The organism is Rhabdobacter roseus, assembly GCF_014202275.1.
Classification (GTDB): domain Bacteria; phylum Bacteroidota; class Bacteroidia; order Cytophagales; family Spirosomataceae; genus Rhabdobacter; species Rhabdobacter roseus.
In genome coordinates this window covers 1,057,350-1,077,576 of sequence record NZ_JACHGF010000002.1, presented here as the reverse complement: position 1 = coordinate 1,077,576, position 20,227 = coordinate 1,057,350, and the positions used below count along the sequence as shown (strand labels likewise).

Genomic DNA, 20,227 nt, shown 5'->3' with positions numbered 1-20,227 from the left:
GCCGACCGCATGAATGGCTAACAAAGTACCCTTGAGCGGCAGGTAAACTACCTGCCGCTTTTTTTGGGCATGGGTGAATCAACTTATTGAAATAATCTATTTATATTGCTGAATTATGATAAACCCTAAACAGCGAATTATGGCACTAAGTAAAGAGTTTGATCAGCAGGGGAACTTCCTTTTCAAGTACCGCAGTGTACTTCCGGTACTTGTGCTGGGCGTGGGCCTAGGCGTATATGCTTTTGTGATATGGGAGGAAACCAAAGCGCGTAACCCTAGTTTTGCCGCCAATGGCTACGAGTTTTTTTGCCTGGGAGTGGGCTTACTGGGCCTATTGGTGCGTATTCTGACGGTTGGATTTACTCCCAAGAACACGTCCGGTCGGAATACACACGGCCAGCTGGCCGACGAGTTGAATACCTCGGGTATGTATTCCATCGTACGCCATCCTCTGTACCTGGGAAATTTCTTTATGTGGCTGGGCGTAGCGATGCTCACCCAGGATGGCTGGTTTATCACGGCCTTTAGTTTGGCCTATTGGCTCTACTACGAACGAATCATGTACGCGGAGGAGCAGTACATTGCCAAAAAATTTGGGGATGATTTCAAAAAATGGGCGGCTCAAACGCCCGCGATCGTCCCGTTTCCCAGCCAGTGGCGCAACCCCAATCTTTGTTTTAGTGTGCGGAAGGTACTTCGGCAGGAGAAGAATGGGTTTGCGGCTCTTTTTTTACTCTTCTTCGTTTTCGATACCGTAGGTGAATTTATTACGTACGGCGACGTTTCCTTTCGCAACGAGCACTGGCTGGTGATGGGGGGAGTGAGCGGGCTGATCTACCTGGTGCTGAAACTAATCAAGAATTATACCGATCTCCTGAACGAAGAAGGCCGGTAGTTTTCAGCCTTAGCCGAAGCGCCGCGGATTGAAAGGGGTCACATCCATGCTGGTAGGGGTACCTGTCAGCAGCTCCGATATTAGCTTGCCCGTACCAGCCCCCAGGCTGATGCCCATCATGCCGTGTCCCGTAGCCAGGGTCAGGTTCTTGAAGCCTTCCACGCGCCCAAGGTAGGGGAGGCCGTCGGGCGAACAGGGTCTGAGGCCCCGCCACACTTCCTCGGGAGCGGGCGCAGCTACGGGTAGGTCCGGGTAGTACCGGTTGATGGACTGCACAATGCCCCGCACACGGTTCATATTGACCGACAGGTCTGTGCCTACTACCTCTAAGGTACCGGCAAAGCGCAGGTCGGCACTCATGGGAGTAGCCGTGGCGCGGGCTTCTAGCATGATGGCCGGTACCGTGACGTTCTGAGGTACTTTTCTTTGCGTGAAGCTGTATCCTTTTCCTCCCTGCAAGGGCAGGGTAATGCCCAGTTTCTCGGTCATGACCGGCGACCAGGCCCCCAGGGCTACTACTACCTCGTCGAAAGCGTAGGAGCCGCCGTCGGTAACGACGCTCTCGATCTTGCCATGGCTCACCCCAAAATCCCGGACCGCCTGACCCGATAAAATGGTAACTCCCTGCCGACGGAGGTAGGTCAGCAACTCCTGGATCAGTTTGGCAGGGTTGATGTGCGCGTCACCGGGGTAGTACAGGGCTCCTTCCACGGTTACGCGTAGCTCGGGCTCCAGGGCCTGTACTTCTGCTTCGGACAGCAGGTGGGTCTCGATCCCCGCGCGGTTGGCCAGGGCCGCTTCCTGCGTGAGTTCATGCCGGGCTTCGGCTTCTTTAAAGAGCATGAACAGGCCTTTTTCCTGCCACCCAAAGTCCAGCTCGCCCTGCATGGCCATTTCCTGGAAGAGCTGCTTGCTCAGTAAACTGATGTCACGCAGAATGGGTACGGCCCGCTGTACGTGGGCTTCGGTGGAATGTTTCCAGAATAAGTACCCCCATTTCAGCAGGCCGAGGTTGAGCCGTGGCTTGACGTAAAAAGGACTCGATGCGCTTAGCATCCAGCGCAAGCCCTTGGAGATCATACCGGGTTGCGCCAGAGGTACTATGTGGCTCGGGACAATCATGCCCGCGTTGCCGAAAGAACAGCCGTCTTCAAAAGTACCCCGCTCAATAACCGTGACCTCACAACCGGCCTTGTGCAGGTAGTAGGCCGAAAAAAGTCCACTGATGCCACCACCTACGATGCCCACGTGCTTCATGACGAATAAGACTATTTTTGTATCAAAAGACTTTCCTAAAACGAAGGGGTGAAGGTATGGCTAAATTTTTGCTCTCCAAGGAAAATCTTACGGAAAGTACCTGGAAAAGTCCCACCACCGATACGGGACCCCATGATAAAAATAGGGGCAGGTTTGGTTTTGTAACGATCCAACTGTAATATTGCAGCATCAAGTCAATTGCTTCACGTATCACAGCGGTTGATTTATAAAGAAGAGGCTAGAGAATGGGCTCAGCGAACCTCTGGCAACCTACCCCAAGCGCAACCGGGGCAAGGTGCTAACTCCCACCTAATTCATTAGGGAATATAAACTCAAACGCGCATGAAAAGTCGATCCTTACGTACACTAGGTGAGGGGGAAAGTACCCCCTTAAGCTTCATTCTCTCATTCCGGTCGTCGGCGACCCCGGACGGGTGTTGTATGCGTTGCTGATCAGGACAGGACTCGTTCTGCTAGGTACCTGTGCACTCCGCGATCCGGAACTTTCGTATTTATTTCCTACACTAAACCATCTCTAAACCACCAATGTCACAGCCAGATTATCGCTTCGAAACGCTCCAGCTACACGCGGGCCAGGAAATAGACGCTACCACCAACTCGCGGGCGGTACCTATTTACCAAACTACCTCCTACACGTTCAATAGCTCCGAGCACGGAGCCAACCTCTTTGCTTTGAAGGAGTTCGGTAATATCTATACGCGCATCATGAACCCTACCACCGACGTGTTTGAAAAACGCGTGGCGGCCCTGGAAGGGGGCGTGGCGGCGCTCGCGGTGGCTTCGGGCCACGCGGCTCAGTTTTTGGCCATCAACAACATCACCACCGTAGGCGATAACTTCGTAACTACCTCGTTCCTCTACGGGGGTAGTTTCAATCAGTTCAAAAATCAATTTAAAAATATCGGCGTCGAGGCGCGCTTTGCCAATGGCGACGACGTGTCGAGCTTTGAAAAACTCATCGACGACAAAACCAAGGCAATCTACCTCGAAACCATCGGCAACCCGAGTTACAGCGTTCCTGACTTTGAAGCCTTTGCGCAGCTAGCCAAGAAGTACGACTTACCCATTATCGTAGACAATACTTTTGGGGCGGGCGGTGCCATTTGCCAGCCCATTAAGTGGGGTGCTCACGTCATTGTGGAGTCTGCTACGAAGTGGATCGGCGGGCACGGCACTACCATGGGCGGCGTGATCGTAGACGCCGGTACCTTTGACTGGGGCAACGGCAAGTACCCCCAGTTCACGGACCCCTCGCCCAGCTACCACGGGCTGGTATTCAATGATGTTTTTGGAAAGAACGGTCCCTTCGGCAATATCCAGTACATCATCCGGGCGCGGGTAGAAGGCCTGCGCGACTGGGGCCCTTCGCAAAGTCCGTTCAACTCATTTTTGCTGTTGCAAGGCCTGGAAACCCTTACGCTGCGCGTGGAGCGCGCCTGCGAAAATGCCCTCAAGCTGGCGCAGTGGTTGCAGGAAAATCCCGCGGTAGAGTACGTAAACTACCCCGGTCTGGACGGCAATAAGTACCAGGCGCTGGCCAGCAAGTACCTCACCCGCGGCGCGGGCTCGGTGCTTTCCTTCAAGCTGAAAGCGGGCAAAGAGGCCGCCGACCAGTTTGTGAACGCGCTGAAACTGACGAGCCACCTGGCGAACGTGGGCGACTCCAAGACGCTGATCATTCACCCGGCCAGCACCACGCACTCGCAGCTTTCGGATACGGGCCTCGAGGCGGCTGGTGTAGCGCCGGGGCAGCTGCGGGTATCGACCGGTATTGAGCATATCGACGATATCAAAGCGGATTTTGAACAAGCTTTTGCTCAGTTGTAGCAGGTACCTGCCGAAACGCAGGTGAGAGTCTGTTTTTGCTATACATAAAAAACCTGATAATAGCTTCCCGGTTGGCTACCAAGCGGTCCGGCCGGGAAGCCACATTTTAGTGCTCTGGTACGTATGCAACCCGACAAAAAGATTTTTAAGTACTCTTATACGTACAACCTGGAATTAGGCCGTGAGTTGCCCGGTTTTGAGCTGTCTTACATGACCTTAGGTACCCGCAGCCCCGCCGATGATAACATCATTTGGGTGTGCCATGCCCTCACCGGCAGCGCCAATGCGGCCGAATGGTGGGATGGGCTCGTGGGGCCGGGCAAGCATTTTGATCCCGCGCGGCACTACATCATTTGCGTCAATGTACTGGGCTCGGCCTACGGCTCCACTGGTCCGCTGTCGGTCAACGCCCAGACCCGGCAGCCGTACTACCACGACTTCCCGGTAATAACCGTGCGGGACATCGTAGGAGCGATGGACCTGCTGCGGCAGGAGCTCGAAATCAAGAAGATCCGTGTGGGCATCGGAGGGTCGTTGGGTGGCCAGCAGGCGCTGGAATGGGCCATCCAGGTACCTGAGCTGTTCGAGGAGCTGATTCTGATCGCTTCCAACGCCGTTCATTCGTCCTGGGGCGTGGCGTTCAACGAATCGCAGCGCATGGCCATCCAGGCGGATGGTACCTGGCAGGACAAGCATCCGGAGGCGGGCCTGCAAGGGATGAAGGCGGCGCGCTCGGTGGCCTTGCTTTCCTACCGCAACTACGACACCTACAATTTCACCCAGGCCCGCGACAACCCCGACCAAACCGACGATTTCCGGGCGTCGTCGTACCAGCAGTACCAGGGCGACAAATTTGTGAAACGCTTCAACGCCTTTTCGTACTACACGCTTACCAAAGTGATGGATTCGCACAACGTAGGTCGCAATCGCGGTGGGATTGTGCACGCCCTGGGCTTGGTAAAAGCCCACACGCTGGTGGTAGGAATCAAGTCTGATATGCTGTTTCCGGTGGTGGAGCAGCAGTTGTTGGCGCGCCACATTCCGGATGCCGTCTACCGGGAAATCGACTCACTCTACGGCCACGATGGCTTTTTGATCGAATACAAGCAGCTTACGCAAGTGATCAAGGCCTGGCAGGAGAGCCGCGGACAGCTGGAGCTCTTATCGGTAGACTAAAGGGGTACTTGCTGGGTGCCTTTTGCTCAAAGTACCTTTCAGGTAGGGGTACTTTAGGCGGGCAAGGGTACTTTATGACGGTACTTGATAAAAGCAGAGGAAGAAGTACTTTGGTCGAACGAGGCCGGGAAGGTACTTCTTTCTCTTTTAGTTGGTATTCAAATAAGCCCGTTATAAAAGAATTACTTTTACGTTTTCAAAATCTTCCGTTAAAGTACCTTCCGCCAAAGTACCTAGTGATGGGTTTCGGCTTCTTCGTGGATTTCTTCTCCACAGTGCGGGCATTTCATCTTTTTTTGTTCTCCTTTTTTTCGTTGATTGATCTGGTCCAGAAAACCCGAGGCAAAAATGCCGGTAGGGAGGCTGAAAAGGGCAATTCCCATGACGGCGATGAGCCCGCCAAAGATTTTGCCCAGGTTAGTGATCGGGTACACGTCGCCGTAGCCCACGGTGGTCATCGTCACGATGCCCCACCAAATGGAGGCCGGAATGCTGGGAAAAAGCTCCGGCTGGACGGGATTTTCGAGGTAATAAATGATGCTGGAAGCGATCAGTACCGCAAAAAGAACAAACGTAAAGCTGAGTACCAGCTCCTCCTTGGTGTACTCGATGGCTTTCCTGATCATATTCAGAGCCTGGGAATAGCGACTAAACCGAATGAGACGGATCAGCCGCAGAATACGTAAGATCCGGATCAGGCCGAAACCGGCGGTAAAAAAAGAAAGGTAGAAAGGTACTATGGCCAGTAAGTCAATCAGGGACCAGGCCGAGAAAACGAACTTGATCCGTCCCCGGATCGGATGACGGTAGCGGGCGTCTTCCACGCAGGACCACAGCCGGAGCAGGTACTCCAGGCTGAATACCGATACCGAAAACACCTCGAAGGCATAGAAAAATTCTTCCGCGTGGGGGTAGGCCTGTATACTGGGTACCGAGTAGAGGATAATGGCGAGCGAATTAAGAAAAATGAGCCCGAAAATAAACAGGTTCACATCCAGCGCGTAGGGATGATTTTTGGTCCGGCTGATGGTAAGGGCCTGGTGTATTTTTTTGCGTAAGGTACTTTGCATGAGTCTTCAATTTGTTAAAAAAAGAGTTTGAAGGTGCCTGTAAAGCGGCTGCCCTACCGCCCATACAGGGTTTCCCCGCCAATGACCGTCCGAAGTACCCGTACCGCCCGGAGTTCGTTCTCGGGGATTTTCATAATGTCTTTTTCCAGCATCACAAAATCGGCCAGCTTGCCGACTTCAATGCTTCCGCGTTTTTTCTCCTCAAAGTTGGCATAGGCCGCCCAGATCGTCATGGCGCGCAGGGCGTCGGGGCGGCTTACGGCGTTCTCTTTTTGAAAACCGCCCGGTGGGTACCCTTTGGCATCTACCCGGGCCACGGCCGCGTGAAAGCCGAAGAGCGGATTGATGTCTTCTACCGGAAAGTCACTCCCGAACGCGATCAAACCATTTTGTTGCAGCAGGTCTTTGAAAGCATAGGCCGTCCGGACGCGCTCAGGGCCCAGCCGCTCCCCGGCCCAGTACATGTCGGAGGTGGTGTGGGTAGGCTGTACCGACGGGATGACGTTGAAGGTACCAAATTTGGGTACATCGTCGGGGGCCACTACCTGGGCGTGCTCGATGCGCCAGCGGCGCTCGTTAGCGCCTCCGAGGTACTTGCCGTAGAGGTCCAGCACCAGCCGGTTGGCCGAGTCGCCGATGCAGTGGGTATTGGCCTGAAAGGTACTTTTGGCAATCCGCGAGATAAAATCGTCGAGCTCAGCGGGGCTCGCCAGCAAAAAGCCGCTGGTGGGGGAATCGGCGTAGGGTGCGAGCAGGCAAGCGCCGCGCGAGCCCAGCGCGCCGTCGGCGTAGATCTTGAACGAAGCGACCGTGAGCCGGTCGCTTTGGTAGGTACCTTTGGGCAGGTAGTAGTCCAGGTTGGTAGGGCTCACGCTGATCATGGCGTAGTCGCGTATCTTCAAAGTACCCTCGCGGTGCATCTGGTCAATGAGCTCGATGTCGGGCCGGTCGATGCCGGCGTCGGATACACTGGTAAGGCCCACGGCCAGGCAGGCCTTTTCGGCGGCTTGCAGCATTTCTTTCTTCTCTTCAACCGTAGGGCGGGGAATCACCAGGCGCACAAACTGCATGGCGTTGTCGATCAGGATACCCGTGGGCTGGCCATTTCGTAGTTCTACCAGGCCGCCGTCCGTTCGGGTACTGGCGCTGATCCGGGCCAGGCGCAGGGCTTTGGAGTTGGCCAGGGCGGCGTGGCCGTCGATGCGGGTAATAAAAACCGGTACATCCGGAAAGGCTTCGTCGAGCCGTCTGTTGTCCGGAAATTGCTTCGTGGGCCAATCGTTCTGGTCCCAGCCCCGGCCAATGAGCCAGGCCTGGTCGGGATTTTGCTGCCGAAAGGCTTTTAGTTTTTCAATAATCTCTTCGTAAGACGAAGTACCTACCAGGTTTGCGACGTCCAGCATTTGTCCCAGGCCCAAAAAGTGGCTGTGGGGGTCGTAGAAACCGGGATAAATGGCGTTGCCCTGGGCATCCACTACCGAATCGGCTTCGTACTCTCTGAGAATATCTGCCGAGGTACCCACCGCCAGAAACTGCCCGTCTTTAACGGCAAAGGCTTCGTGAATGGTAAAAGAAGAGTCAACGGTGTAGACTTGCGCGTGGTGGACGATGAGGTCAACGGAGGTACGTACCCGACAACCGGAAACAAATACAATAATATTTAGGAATAGTAGCCGTAAAATGTTGTACATACACGCAAGTAGGTTGTAGATTTGAGATTGTTTTATAAAATAATCAAGTCAGCCAGGTACTTAGGATTTGAAAGATAAAATAATTGTATAAACCCGCAAAACTGAATAAACATTTGAAACCCCTTTTTATCTGTTGCTATGCTATTTAGAAGGATTTGTGTATCGCTCGTGTTAGCGCTGGTTACGCTGACGAGCGGAAAGGCTCAGGAGAAGCTCACGTTAGAGAAAGCCATTGCGGTGGCCCTCGAAAACAACTACTCCATACGTATTGCGCAGAGGAGGGTAGAGATGGCCATCAACGACAACACGCTGGGGAATGCGGGTTTTCTGCCGAGTTTAGCCGGGATTGCCCAGAAGAACTTTTCGTCCAGCCACCTGCGGCAGGAGTTCTTCAATGAGTTGCAGCCGCCGCTGGACCGCCGGGGCGTTAACAACAACAACTCCTCGTCCGGGGGCTCGCTGGTATGGACCATCTTCGACGGCCTGGGCATGTTCGTGGCGGCCGATCGGCTGCGGCAGCTGGAAGAAGCGGGGCGGTCCAACGCGAAGGTCACCATTGAGAACACCGTAGCCCAGATTAGCTCCGTGTACTACCAGATCGTGCGGGAGTACCAGCGGGTACGCGCTTTGCAAAATGCGCTCGGCATTTCCAAAGACCGGCTGGAGCTACTCAAGGCCAACTACGAAGTAGGTGCGGGCTCCAAGGTAGATTACATCAACGCCCAGGTAGATTATAACAGCGATACAGCCGCGCTTATCGCTCAGGTACAGGTATTTCGCAACGCCAAAATAGACTTGAATACGCTCCTGGCCCGCAACCCGTCGGAAGACTACATGGTGCCGGATACCATTATCTTCCGGCGTGACTTCGTCATTGACGACCTGCGCCAGTCCATGCTGAGCCAGAACCCCAACTTGGTACTGGCGGCCCAACAACGCCGCCTGGCCGAACTGGACGTAAAAGCACTGACGGCCCAGATGTATCCTCAGGTGGATCTGCTGGGGGGCTTCAACTACAACACCACCAACAACCAGGCCGGCTTTGGGATACGAAACGCCCGCAACGACGTGTGGAGCTACGGCGCGCGGGTGTCGGTGAATATTTTTGATGGCTTCAACCAGCGCCGCCGTATCCAGAACGCCCGGATCAACGCGCTCATCAACGAAGATCAGGAGTCCGATTTGCGGACGCAGCTGCTGGCGGCTTTACAGCAGAGCTATTCCAACTACCAGAACAGCCTGCAACTCGTAGACCTGGAAGAGCAAAATTTCAAGATCGCCAGCCAAAACGTGGACATTGCGTTTGAGCGCTACCGGGTCGGAAATTCAACGCCCTATGAGTTTCGGGAAGTCCAGCGCAATACCATCGCCGCCGAAACGCGGCTGATCGAAGCCCAGTACAACGCCAAGCTGGCCGAGATCGAGCTGACCAGGCTCAGTAGCACCATCCTGCAAGAGCGGCCCCGCCAGTAAACAAAAGTACCCTGAGCCAAGAAAACTTTTTGACTCAGGGTACTTGACCTATTTATGTACAAAGACTTGGGTACTTAGCCGCGCCGCGACCGGAACGGCCGACGGCGATCTACCAGCGAACGGAGCTTTTGGTGCTGCTCGGGCGTGAGTACGCTCAGCTTTTCTTCCTGCTTTTCTTCCCGAAGTCGACGCTGCTCGGCGCGTTTAGAGCCTTTCTTGGCCGCTACTCTTTTTATTTTCCGGTCGTACTTCCGGTCGATCTGCTTCATTTGCCGTACCTGCCGGGTGGACAAATTCAGCTCGCCCGCGTAGCGATCCAGGTTGTTGGCCAGGCGGGTGTCGTCGCGTTGTTCGTTACGCCGGTCATCGCGTTGTTCATTGCGCCGGTCGTCGCGTTGGGTTGTAGACGTGGTGGACGTAGCACAACCGGTAAATAGCAGCCCCAGGGCCACCATCAGCATCATCATTTTCTTCATGGCTTTTTACAATTGGTTTCTAACTGGTAGTTTTGACACCTCACAAGCCTTAAAGTTTAATGCCAACCAGCCCAACTACTAAGTTACTACGCCCGGAAATCAGGCTAGAGCGTAGATTCGATAGGTGGTACTTTTACATTTGAGCATTCACGACCAGCTTGCAGGATGTAAAAAGAACTTCAAACCTTGACCCCTTAGTATTGATGAAACGCACTATTTCTGCGGCTTTTCTAGGCCTTGTAATTTGGGGCTGTCAGCCAGCTACTTCCGATAACACCACGGCGGAGAACACCGCCACTGCGGTTGCCGAAAAATCCAATTCGGCTTCCTCCGAGGCGGACGGACAATGCCTGTTTGAGTACCAGACCCGGCTGGACCAGCTACTCACCAAGGATGAAATAGCCCAACACTTCCCGGAGGATTTGTCCAAAGCTACCTATAAGTACGAAACAAAGTACGCGCCCGTAAATTACCAGCAAGCGATCTACACTTGGCCCAGCGAGCGAATCCGCAAGCTAAAAATAGGCGACCGTACGATGGAGGTACCTTCCCACAACCGGCTGGGTGTGGGGGATATATCCCAGTACAAGCCCGATCAAAACGCACTAAACATTTTTAAGTCTTCGTACCGGACCCTCACCGAAGAAGAAAAAGTGAAAGCGCGAGAAGCCATGCAGGAAGGCCTCGAAAAACACACCAAAGACGACGGGAAGAAATTATCAGATACGGAAAAGAAAGCGGGCAATACCCTGGGAGGCAGCCTGACCGATATGGCCCAATTTGATTCTTTCGAAGGCATAGGCGATGCCGCCGCTTGGGATGCTATGGATCGTGCCTTGATCGTCCTGAAGGGCCGAACCGTCTTCCGGATCTATGCCGATGTAAGTGCCGACCCGCAAGAAAACAAAGCCCTGGCCAAAAAACTAGCCGAGGTAGTTTTGGCCAAATGCAAGTAAGACCACCGATGCAATGTGCCGAAAGTACCCCTATTAAGCGCGGGTACCTAGCGTATCCTGGGGCGATTGGCCAAACTGCTTTTTAAAACATCGACTAAAATAGGCCGGATCGTTGAACCCCACCTGGTAGGCTACTTCCGAGACGTTGTATTGCTGGCTCGAAAGTAATTGCCGGGCTCTTTGCAGGCGTAGGTACCTAATAAACTCAACACCCGAAAAATCAGTAATGCTCTTGAGCTTGCGATACAGCTGCATCCGGCTCAGGTTGAGGGCTTCTTCTAATTTTTCTACGTCGAAGTGCGGGTCGTCCAGGTGATGCTCCACCACATCCGTTACTTTTTTCACAAACTGTTCGTCGGCGGGCAGAAGGTGAACCTCCGCTGGTTGCAGTAGAAAATGTCGACTAAATTTTTCCCGAAGAACTTTCCGGTTCTGAATTAGATTTTTGATTTTCAGTTCCAGTAATTCCAGGTTGAAGGGCTTCGAGATAAAATCGTCCATGCCGGTTTCCAGGGCCTGAAGCTGGCTTTGCCGGGCCGAGCGGGAAGTAAGCAAAATGAACGGAATGTGGTTGGTGGTTTCGTCGGTGCGAAGCGCCTGATAAAGCTCCACACCGTCCATTTCGTCCATGAGCCAGTCGGAAATGATCAGGTCGGGGAGGTGTTTTTTTGCCATTGCGAAACCCTCCCGGCCGTTAGCGGCCGCAAAAACATGGTAGTGCTGCGTCAGGGTTTCCAAAAGGTACTGCCTCAACTCTTCGTTGTCCTCCACCACCAGTACCGAAGGCAGCGACTTCGCGGGCGACTTTTCGAGGTAGTCGGAGGTCGGCAGCATGGGCAGGCGATTGACCGAAGCCCGGCTTGCAAGGGGGAGACTTTCGGACAGCCACTCCGGCGGAAAAGCTTCCGAACAGATGGGAAGTACCACGGTAAAGGTAGTGCCAGCCTGTAGGTGACTTTCTACCCGGATCGTACCGCCGAGCCGCTCTACCAGCTCGCGGGTGAGGGCCAAGCCGATGCCGCTCCCTAGTTTCTTTGGTTTATTTTCTCCGTTGATCTGATAAAAACGATCGAAAATGTGTGCTTGGTGCTCCTCCGCCATACCCATGCCACTATCCTCTACTTTAAGCGTGACAGTCTCTGGGGCCTGTATAGTCAGCGTGACCCGAATCTCCCCTTGATCGGGGGTGAATTTAAAGGCGTTGGAGAGTAAATTGTACACAATCTTTTCGAGCATATCCACGTCAAAGTACCCTTCGTACGCGTCAAAATTAGCTTTGAAAAGCACCTGAATACCCTTGGTTTCGGCCCATTCTTCAAATGATTGCACAATCCGCTCCACAAACCCCACCAGCTCATGCGGCGCTATGTCGGGCGTCAGGCTACCGCTTTCCAGCTTGGCTAGGTCGAGTAGCTGGTTGATCAGGCGCAGGAGCCGGTTGGCGTTGCGGTACATCAGCCGGGCCTGGTGCGCCAGGCGTTCGTCGAGGGTGGTGTTGGCCAGAAGTTTTTCCAGCGGGGTGATAATGAGCGTCAGCGGGGTTCGAAACTCGTGGGATATATTGGTAAAAAAGCCGGTTTTAGCTTCGTCCAGGGCTCTGATGTTATCCGCTTCAATCTGCCGAATCCGAATGTCGGCTTTCAGGCGCTCGCGCGTAAGGAGCGTTTGGCGCAATGCCAGTAAAATTCCCACAAAAAGGCTAAGATAAAGCAAGTAGGCCCACCAGGTTTTGTACCAGGGCGGAAGCACTTCCACGCGTACTACCAACGGTGTACTCCAGGCGTCATTCCCCACTGACGCCTTTACCTGAAAACGGTACTGGCCGTGGTCCAGGTTGGTGTAGGTGGCCGAGCGGGTCGTCCCTACGTAGTTCCAATCAGTATCAAAGCCTTCGAGCAGGTAGGCATAGTGGATATTTTTGTTTTTCTGAAAAGCCAGCCCCGCCCACTCTAGCGTCACCACCGACTGGGAAGGATGCAACGTGATCGGCGGACTGGTGGCCAGGTCGGTACGGAATGGTGCCTGGGGGTCACGAGCGGAGACGGGCCGGTTGAAGAGCTTCAGGCTGGTCAGATACACGGGGGGAGCCGGGCGGAGACGCGTGAGTTCTTCGGGCCGGAACCGCGTCAACCCACGCATACTGCCAAAAAGTAACGCTCCGTCGGGAGCTTTGGCGCAGGCGTCGGAGATAAACTCAGGGCCCAGAATCCCGTCACTTTCCAAAAAATTCTGGATGCTTTTTGTCTTAGGATCAAGGCAGGAAAGCCCCCCATTGGTACTTATCCATAGTCTTCCCGCTTTGTCGTCAATAAGGCTGGCTATGTTATTACTGGGTAGTCCTTCGCGGGTGGTATAGTGCGCAAATTGCTTTTGAGCGGGTTGATACAGACCAATGCCCCCGTTGCTGGTACCTACCCACAGGCGCCGTTGGGAATCCTCAAAAAGCGTAGAAATGGCGTTGTCGGGAAGTGATTGGGGCTTGTGAGCCTTATGGACAAAATGAAGTACCTTACCGCTTTTCAGATTCCAGCACAGAAGGCCGGAGGAATAGGTGCCCAGCCACAGATTTCCGTACGAATCTTCGAGCAGGGAGACAAACCCCATCGCCCGCACCGCCGGGGGGATAAAACGAAGATCTACCTCCGTCAAAGTACCTTTCTTTTCATCCAGCCTGAACAGCTGGTTCTCTTGGGTACTTAACCAAATGGTTCCGTCGCGCGCGGGGGCGAAGGTCCGGATTGACTTACTGCGGCCCAGCTCTTTTTCAAAGTGCCGGAAGGTACCCAAGGCAGGGTCAAAGAGATCAAAGCCCGCGTTCCAGGTACTTATTAGGATTCGATTACCAGGCGTACGGAGCAGGCAGTTGATGTCGTTGTCGGCGATGGCCGAATTCTGAACCGTAAAGTGCCGCAAACTACCCTGCGGGCTGAGGTAGGTCAGCCCTTTTATGGAGCCCAGCCAGGTACCTCCGGCGGAGTCTGTACACACCGCTGCTACTTTGGGAGCAAGCAGGCTTAGCGGATTGTGGGGTTTGTATTCAAAGGTGGAGATTAGCTCGGGCTGGGCGTAGGCTACATTCACGCCCCCTTCCCAGGTACCTACCCATACATTGCCGTCTTGGTCGCAGAGCATTTTCTTGGTAGCATGCGTGGAAAGGGTACTTTCGGTAGCTTCGCCCGGCAGCAGGTGTTGCCGTTGGGAAATTTCACCCTTGGGGCAGAAGTAAATACCGTAGTCGGTGCATACCCAGAGGTTGGCGTGCCGGTCTTCGGCCAGGTGCATGATCATGTTGTTTTTCTCATAAACGGCCGGGTCATACAGCCAGCGCTCAAACCGCCGGTTGGGATAATCGAACTGAAAGAGGCCGTTGCCGTTGGTACCTACCCAGAGCCGCCCCCGCTGGTCCTGGTAGATGGCGTTGATGACATTGTGCTGATGGGCGGCCTGAGAAGCAGGGGGTAGTGCAAAAAGCTGATGCTGCCGGGTAACCGGGTCTAGAAGCATCAGGTGCCCATCCAGCCCAAACCAAAGGCGATTTTGCGGATCGCGAAATACGGCATTGATGCGGGGGGCGGTTAGCTCGGGCTTGAAGGCTCGTAGCTCCTGGTGCGGGCTTAATACATATAATCCCGACTCGGAGGTACCTATCCAAAGGTTACCCAGCGCATCTTCCTGAAAGCAGCGAATGGTGGCTTTGGCCAATTCCTCACCGACCGGCTGCCGATCAAAGGTTTCGCCGTCGGGCCGCAGGCGGTTTAGTCCCTGATTACGGGTACCTATCCACAAGGTACCATGGCTATCTTCATAAAGGGCAGACAGGTTGTTGCCCGAAAGGCTCGTGCGCTGCTGCGGCTGGCTACGAAAAACCCGGAAGGTATAGCCGTCGTAGCGGCAGAGCCCGTCGGTGGTGGCAAACCACATAAATCCTTTTTGATCCTGCAAGAGATCAAACACCGAGCTCTGCGACAAGCCGTCGGACGTAGTTAGGTGCTCAAAGGAAATCTGCGCGCGGACTCCTATGCTTACCATGCCTAAAAGTACCATCCCATACCACCCTTTCATATCGTGCGTACTTTAGTCTCCTTCCTTCCTAAGACAGGCTAGGACAGAGTTTCCTTATTTAAATAACAGCTTTGCTTGAAATTATTCTATCGTACGACGTAAAAGTAGAAAAGTATGCAAGCAAATCTCCCTTTAGGTTGGGCAAAGTTTATACTAGTCTTGGTAGGCTTGTCGCTTTTATGGACTGGCGAAAGCTATGCTCAGGACCGAACCATTCGCGGCCTCGTCACCGACCTCCGCGAAAATACCCCGCTGCCCGGGGCTACCGTTACTCTGGCCGGTACCACCCAAGGTACCTCTACCAACGCGGAGGGGCGTTTTACGCTGGGAGGCGTGGGCGCTACGGGGCGGCTGGTTATTTCGTTTGTGGGGTACCAGCCACGGGAAATCGAACTGACCAACGCCTCCGACTATACCATTGCCCTTTCGCCCGACGAAAAAGTACTAAGCGAGGTAGTGGTGATTGGCTACGGCTCGCGGGAGCGAAAAGACCTTACGGGCGCTATCTCGACGGTGTCGGCCGATGAAATCAGCAAAAGTGTAGCGCAGGCTCCCGAGCTGGCCATGCAGGGCCGGATGCCGGGCGTTTTTGTTTCTACTCCGGGAGGAAGCGCTTTTGCCCGGCCTCAGGTCCGTATTCGGGGGGTAAGTACCTTCGGAAACGCCGAGCCGCTCTATGTGGTAGACGGGATTCCTCTCACCGAGTATGGGGCCGGTACCGATGGCTCCAGTGGCTCGGTCGTGGCTGACATCCGGGGGCCGGTCAATGTACTTTCCATGATCAATCCCAACGACATCGAGTCCATCTCGGTACTGAAAGACGCTTCAGCGGCGGCCATTTATGGCGTACGGGCCGCCAATGGCGTAGTTCTGATCACGACCAAAAAAGGGGCTCGGGGCGCCCCGAAGGTAGATATTTCGGTTTCTCATAGCATTCAAAACGTAGCGAAGCGATTTGACTTGCTGACAGTTCCGCAGTTTACGAGCTTGTACCAGGAGGCTTATGCCAACAATGTCAACGAAGCCGCCAACCTACCCGCCGAGTTCAGCCCGGCCAATCCACGCTACCTCGGAAATAGAGAAACGGTAGACTGGCAGACGCCGCTCATCAACCGGAACGCGGCCAATACCGATTACAGCCTGCGCATTTCGGGCGGCAATGAGGCCACCCGCTACTACGTCTCCGGCGGATATACCAGCACGGCGGGTGCGCTCATTGGCGATCAGCTCAAACGCTACTCGATGGCGACCAACGTGGATACCAAAATTTCCAAGCTATTTTCGGCGGGTGTAACCTACCGGCTCACGTATTCCGAAGCCGAAGCCAACACCCCCAACGACCTGCGGTACGCCGCCGAAACATCACCCTGGCAGCCCATCTACGACCCCAATGGTCCTTACGGCTACGCTCCTTCCATATCAGCCACTTTTGCGCCCAACCCCGCGCTGGGGCAGGTGATCGAGAACTTCGTGCGCCCCCAGTACCTGGAATCTATTCCGCCTTTTGTGTTCGACGGGCCCGTAAACCTACTCTGGGGACCCGAAACCAACGCCAACGGGTTCGGAGCCAGGCAAACGTTCGATCGGAGATTTTACCTGCTACGAAACATGGGAAGCGCGTCTTTTCAGGTAGAACCCCTGGCCGGCCTGAAGGTGAAAGGTACCCTAAGCGTAGACTGGCTCTACAACCGCCGGAACGACTGGAGCGCTTTTGACGGGTACTTGTTTTCGCAAACACCCGGTAACCCTTACGCTCTGGGCAACGGTACCTCCAAAGGCTCTTACGGCGAACGCCACGCCCGCAACGCCAACATCGTCAAGGAGTTTAGCGTAAACTACACCAAGGTATTCGGCGAGCACCACCTCGACCTGCTCTTCAACGCCATGGACCAGTGCTACACCTACGACTTCGTATCGGCTTCGTCCACGCAAATTCAGTTTAGCCAACCCGAATTCCGAAACGTCAACAGCGTTATTCCGTATTCCAACGGTGGCTCGCTGCGGGATATTAACGCGCTGCAAGGGTACTTGGGGCGTCTCAGCTATCATTACAACAACAAGTACTACCTCGACGCCACCGTTCGGCGCGATGGGGCCTCCCGCTTTGCGCCCGCTTACCGCTGGGGTACTTTCCCGGCGGTATCGGCGGCCTGGCGGCTCAGTGCGGAACCGTTTATGAAATCACTGACGGCCATTAGTGACCTTAAGATCCGTACTGGCTGGGGACAGCTCGGAAATCAGGAAACCCGTTCCTTTGCGTTCCTGTCCCTAGTTGCCAACTCGCCCGACTACGCCTTGGGCTCCGGCAATGGCAACGGCGTCGGCAACCTCATCAACGGCGTCGCGCTGTTGGATTTTCCCGTCGAGGACCTGTCGTGGGAGGTCGGCGAGACGTTCAGTCTGGGGATCGATGGCGCTTTTTTTAACAACCGGCTGACGGCCACCGTGGAGTACTACAACCGCCTGACGAGCGGTATTTTGCAAGCCGCTAACCTGCCCGCCAGCGTAGGGAACCAAAACCAGCCTATCCTGAACATTGCCTCCGTTCGGAACAAAGGCTTTGAGCTGCAACTGGGGTACCTGGGCAAAATCGGCAATGTCTTCCAGTACAACCTCTCGGCCAACCTCACCACCGTTGACAACCGGGTAGAAAAAACTTTTCAGGATCAGCCCTTTGGAGGCGAGTTTGGGCGCATCGAAGTAGGGCAGCCTATGAACTACCTCTGGGGCTATAAAGTAGGGGGCGTTTTTCAGAACCAGGCCGAGATCGACACCTGGCGGGCGCAGTACTCAGACGGCAATAATAACAATAATTTCCAGCCCGGCGATATGTACTTTCAGGATGTCTACGGCGATCCTGCCGAGGCGGGACAACCACGCTCCGAGGAGCCCGACGGCGTGGTCAACTCCAACGACCGCACACTGCTGGGGCGCACTATTCCGGGCTACTACTACGGCGTCAGCCTGGGAGCAAATTACAGAGGCTTTGATTTGTCGGTTTTCTTCCAGGGTGTCGGCGACGTGTACCGCTACAATTCGGCGCGGGCTTCGGGGGAGAACATGTCTAGCACGGGCTCCAACCAATGGACCACGACCCTGGACCGCTGGACATCCCAGAACCCCTCCGCCACCATGCCGCGCGCGGTGCGGGCCGATCCGGCTGGCAACAACCGCTTCTCGGATCGCTTTGTGGAGAGCGCCGCGTTCCTGCGGCTCAAAAATGTGCAGTTGGGGTACTCGCTCCCGGCTTCGCTCACGCGCTCGGTGGGCTTTATCAACGGACTGAGGCTGTACGTAGGAGGTACTAACCTGTTTGTGCTTACGCCCTGGACCGGTCTCGATCCCGAGGATGCCGATCGCGGCGGGGCGCTGATTCCGCCGGTTCGGTCAGTGACCGTGGGCCTTTCGGCTACTTTCTGACCCTGAATTTCAATTTTTGAAAATATTTTTCCCGTACTCCATGAAAAAACGTACCATTACCCTAGCTGCTCTGGTCCTGTCGATGCTGCTTTTTTACGCAAGCTGCAACGAAAAGCGCCTGGATTTGCAGCCGCTCACGCCTACTGAAGCGTCTTTTTTTACGGAAGAAGACGATTTCAACCGGGCCGTACTAGGTACCTACGCCAAGCTTACCGACTACTACTGGTACGCAGGCGGTAGCTGGCTGCACGGTTTCTGGCTACTGCCCGGCGACGACATCACCACTTCGGGCACCGTGCCGTTCGAAATCTTCGGTACCCTGCAACCGGCCAACGGTACCATCAACACGTTTTACCGGGTAAGTTACCAACTGATCAACCGTGCCAATACCGTCCTTCAAAAGCTGGAGCAGGAAAGTGGCGTGATCAGTAGCTCCGAGCGCAAGAATAGGTTTCGGGGTGAGGTACTTTTTCTGCGTGGCTATGCCAATTTTCTGCTTTGGAATTACTTTGGCACTTCACCGCTGATCACGAAACGCATTCAGTCGGCCGAGGAAATTACCCAGCCTAGCTCCAGCGGCACGGCCCTGCTCGACCAGGCCATTGCCGATTTTACGGAGGCCGCTGCCACCCTGCCTACCACCTGGGATGGCAGTAACCGGGGCCGCGTCACGCGCAACTCCGCCAACGGTATGCTAGGCAAAGCGCTGGTTTTTAGGGCTTCCGTAACCGGCAATACTGCCGATTATACAGCGGCAATCATGGCCTTTAACGCCCTGTCGGGCCTGAGCCTGATGCCGAATTTCCGGAGCAACTTTGACGTACGCGAAGAAAACAACGCGGAGTCGCTCTTTGAATACCAGGCTTCCCAGCCGGGCGGCGGTGACAACCCCTGGTTGCCCAACGACTTCGAAGCCAATGGCGTAGGCTCTACCTCCACCTACTGGGGTTTTTACGAAAACCATTATACCCTGTTTGGAGGAGCCCCGTTCTTAGCTACCCAGAAGCTGGTAGATGCCTTCGAGCCCGGCGATCCACGACGGCTCATCACCCTGGACCCGGCCACCAAGGTATTCAACAAGTACTGGAATACCGGCGACCAGAAGTCACAGTCGGACGTGGCCTCGGTCAATAATCCGCGCATTCTGCGTTACGCCGATGTACTCCTGCTCAAAGCCGAGGCTCTGGTGGAGTCGGGTGGATCAACGACGGAGGCCATCGGGCTCGTTAACCAGATCCGGACGCGCGCCCGTACGATGGTAGCCGGGGGTACCGCCCCGGCCAATTTCAGTACCGCCGAAACCAGCCGCACCCAGATTATGGAGTGGATTCGGGCCGAGCGGTTGCGTGAGCTGGCGGGTGAAGAGGGCATTCGCTGGCTGGACCTACGCCGCTGGCACCTGGGCGGAAAAATTAACCTGGCGGGCTGGGACTGGAGCTCCGTACGGAACGACATTTCGTTTGACCCGGCCCGCCACACGCTCTACCCGATCCCAACCGGCGAAACGGACCTCAACCCTAACGTAAGCCAAAACGCAGGGTACTAGGGTACTTTACCCAGCTGTTTTTAGAATTCCCTGCTCCTTGCGGCGGGGAATTCTTGTTCCTGGACAAGCCATGAATACGCTGCCCGTGAAAAGAGCGGCTGAAGGCGCGCTTTGTGAGATTTGTCCAGGTTTTTGCAAAATTCGTCCAAGTCATTCCCAAGGATAACGGGTACTTTCGTACAGCCCATTTCAGCCATGACCGTGCCCAAAGCCTTTGCTGAGTTTGCCACTAAAATCCGGTTGTACTCTCGTAAGCTGCCTACCTACAAAAGCTATATTTACGAAGCCCTCCTGATGGTTTTGCTCCTGGTAATGATGGTACTGGCTATGGTTTGGCTGTGAGTGAGCGTGGTGCGA

Annotated in this window: 13 protein-coding genes and 1 riboswitch; of the genes, 8 read left to right on the top strand and 5 right to left on the bottom strand. The window is 54.8% G+C overall.

The genetic code is table 11. The features are described 5' to 3' along the window. Window positions 1-139 precede the first annotated feature (139 nt). Complete coding sequence (locus HNQ92_RS09590) at window positions 140-895, top strand: methyltransferase family protein (RefSeq protein WP_184173525.1); 756 nt, start codon at window positions 140-142, stop codon at window positions 893-895. Between the two features lie 9 nt (window positions 896-904). Here HNQ92_RS09590 and HNQ92_RS09585 read toward each other — a convergent pair whose 3' ends face one another. After that, a complete protein-coding gene (locus tag HNQ92_RS09585; RefSeq protein WP_184173523.1) occupies window positions 905-2,152 on the bottom strand; it encodes an NAD(P)/FAD-dependent oxidoreductase in 1,248 nt (415 codons plus the stop codon). 221 nt (window positions 2,153-2,373) lie between these two features. After that, window positions 2,374-2,485: riboswitch (SAM riboswitch) on the top strand. 213 nt (window positions 2,486-2,698) lie between these two features. Here HNQ92_RS09585 and HNQ92_RS09580 point away from each other — a divergent pair. Both HNQ92_RS09580 and HNQ92_RS09575 read left to right on the top strand, forming a co-directional pair. Continuing rightward, window positions 2,699-4,000, top strand: a complete 1,302-nt coding sequence (locus HNQ92_RS09580) for an O-acetylhomoserine aminocarboxypropyltransferase/cysteine synthase family protein (protein WP_184173521.1) — start codon at window positions 2,699-2,701, stop codon at window positions 3,998-4,000. Between the two features lie 123 nt (window positions 4,001-4,123). Next, the gene (locus tag HNQ92_RS09575) at window positions 4,124-5,176 is read left to right on the top strand and encodes a homoserine O-acetyltransferase family protein (RefSeq protein ID WP_184173519.1); all 1,053 of its coding nucleotides are present in this window, start codon (window positions 4,124-4,126) and stop codon (window positions 5,174-5,176) included. Between the two features lie 233 nt (window positions 5,177-5,409). On the opposite strand, the gene HNQ92_RS09570 is transcribed toward HNQ92_RS09575, so the two are convergent. Beyond that, complete coding sequence (locus tag HNQ92_RS09570; RefSeq protein ID WP_184173517.1) at window positions 5,410-6,246, bottom strand: ion transporter; 837 nt, start codon at window positions 6,244-6,246, stop codon at window positions 5,410-5,412. 53 nt (window positions 6,247-6,299) lie between these two features. After that, window positions 6,300-7,937 carry an amidohydrolase gene (locus HNQ92_RS09565; RefSeq protein WP_184173515.1) on the bottom strand — a complete coding sequence of 546 codons (1,638 nt, stop codon included), beginning with the start codon at window positions 7,935-7,937 and terminating at the stop codon, window positions 6,300-6,302. A gap of 138 nt (window positions 7,938-8,075) precedes the next feature. Between HNQ92_RS09565 and HNQ92_RS09560 the strand changes: the two genes are divergently transcribed. After that, a complete protein-coding gene (locus tag HNQ92_RS09560; protein WP_184173513.1) occupies window positions 8,076-9,410 on the top strand; it encodes a TolC family protein in 1,335 nt (444 codons plus the stop codon). A 74-nt stretch (window positions 9,411-9,484) separates the two neighbouring features. Here HNQ92_RS09560 and HNQ92_RS09555 read toward each other — a convergent pair whose 3' ends face one another. Beyond that, window positions 9,485-9,886 carry a COG3014 family protein gene (locus HNQ92_RS09555; protein WP_184173511.1) on the bottom strand — a complete coding sequence of 134 codons (402 nt, stop codon included), beginning with the start codon at window positions 9,884-9,886 and terminating at the stop codon, window positions 9,485-9,487. A gap of 203 nt (window positions 9,887-10,089) precedes the next feature. Here HNQ92_RS09555 and HNQ92_RS09550 point away from each other — a divergent pair, with 203 nt between their 5' ends. Next, on the top strand, window positions 10,090-10,842 hold the full coding sequence (locus HNQ92_RS09550; RefSeq protein WP_184173509.1) for a hypothetical protein: 753 nt from the start codon (window positions 10,090-10,092) through the stop codon (window positions 10,840-10,842). 33 nt (window positions 10,843-10,875) lie between these two features. On the opposite strand, the gene HNQ92_RS09545 is transcribed toward HNQ92_RS09550, so the two are convergent. Beyond that, window positions 10,876-14,871: a two-component regulator propeller domain-containing protein gene (locus tag HNQ92_RS09545; protein WP_184173507.1), complete on the bottom strand. Its 3,996-nt coding sequence runs from the start codon at window positions 14,869-14,871 to the stop codon at window positions 10,876-10,878. 201 nt (window positions 14,872-15,072) lie between these two features. Between HNQ92_RS09545 and HNQ92_RS09540 the strand changes: the two genes are divergently transcribed. From HNQ92_RS09540 to HNQ92_RS09530, 3 genes are all read left to right on the top strand, one after another. Then, window positions 15,073-18,324 (top strand): SusC/RagA family TonB-linked outer membrane protein, encoded by a 3,252-nt coding sequence (locus HNQ92_RS09540; RefSeq protein WP_184173505.1) that lies wholly within the window; start codon window positions 15,073-15,075, stop codon window positions 18,322-18,324. A gap of 40 nt (window positions 18,325-18,364) precedes the next feature. Then, the gene (locus HNQ92_RS09535) at window positions 18,365-19,870 is read left to right on the top strand and encodes a RagB/SusD family nutrient uptake outer membrane protein (RefSeq protein ID WP_184173503.1); all 1,506 of its coding nucleotides are present in this window, start codon (window positions 18,365-18,367) and stop codon (window positions 19,868-19,870) included. 195 nt (window positions 19,871-20,065) lie between these two features. Further along, window positions 20,066-20,212, top strand: coding sequence for a hypothetical protein (locus HNQ92_RS09530; RefSeq protein ID WP_184173501.1), 147 nt, complete (start codon window positions 20,066-20,068; stop codon window positions 20,210-20,212). Window positions 20,213-20,227: the final 15 nt, after the last annotated feature.

Coding starts and splice junctions, on each gene's coding strand:
- HNQ92_RS09530 (WP_184173501.1), top strand. CDS start 20,066: ATGACCGTGCCCAAAGCCTTTGCTGAGTTTGCCACTAAAATCCGGTTG.
- HNQ92_RS09545 (WP_184173507.1), bottom strand. CDS start 14,871: ATGGTAAGCATAGGAGTCCGCGCGCAGATTTCCTTTGAGCACCTAACT.
- HNQ92_RS09575 (WP_184173519.1), top strand. CDS start 4,124: ATGCAACCCGACAAAAAGATTTTTAAGTACTCTTATACGTACAACCTG.
- HNQ92_RS09555 (WP_184173511.1), bottom strand. CDS start 9,886: ATGAAGAAAATGATGATGCTGATGGTGGCCCTGGGGCTGCTATTTACC.
- HNQ92_RS09565 (WP_184173515.1), bottom strand. CDS start 7,937: ATGTACAACATTTTACGGCTACTATTCCTAAATATTATTGTATTTGTT.
- HNQ92_RS09550 (WP_184173509.1), top strand. CDS start 10,090: ATGAAACGCACTATTTCTGCGGCTTTTCTAGGCCTTGTAATTTGGGGC.
- HNQ92_RS09590 (WP_184173525.1), top strand. CDS start 140: ATGGCACTAAGTAAAGAGTTTGATCAGCAGGGGAACTTCCTTTTCAAG.
- HNQ92_RS09585 (WP_184173523.1), bottom strand. CDS start 2,152: ATGAAGCACGTGGGCATCGTAGGTGGTGGCATCAGTGGACTTTTTTCG.
- HNQ92_RS09580 (WP_184173521.1), top strand. CDS start 2,699: ATGTCACAGCCAGATTATCGCTTCGAAACGCTCCAGCTACACGCGGGC.
- HNQ92_RS09570 (WP_184173517.1), bottom strand. CDS start 6,246: ATGCAAAGTACCTTACGCAAAAAAATACACCAGGCCCTTACCATCAGC.
- HNQ92_RS09560 (WP_184173513.1), top strand. CDS start 8,076: ATGCTATTTAGAAGGATTTGTGTATCGCTCGTGTTAGCGCTGGTTACG.
- HNQ92_RS09535 (WP_184173503.1), top strand. CDS start 18,365: ATGAAAAAACGTACCATTACCCTAGCTGCTCTGGTCCTGTCGATGCTG.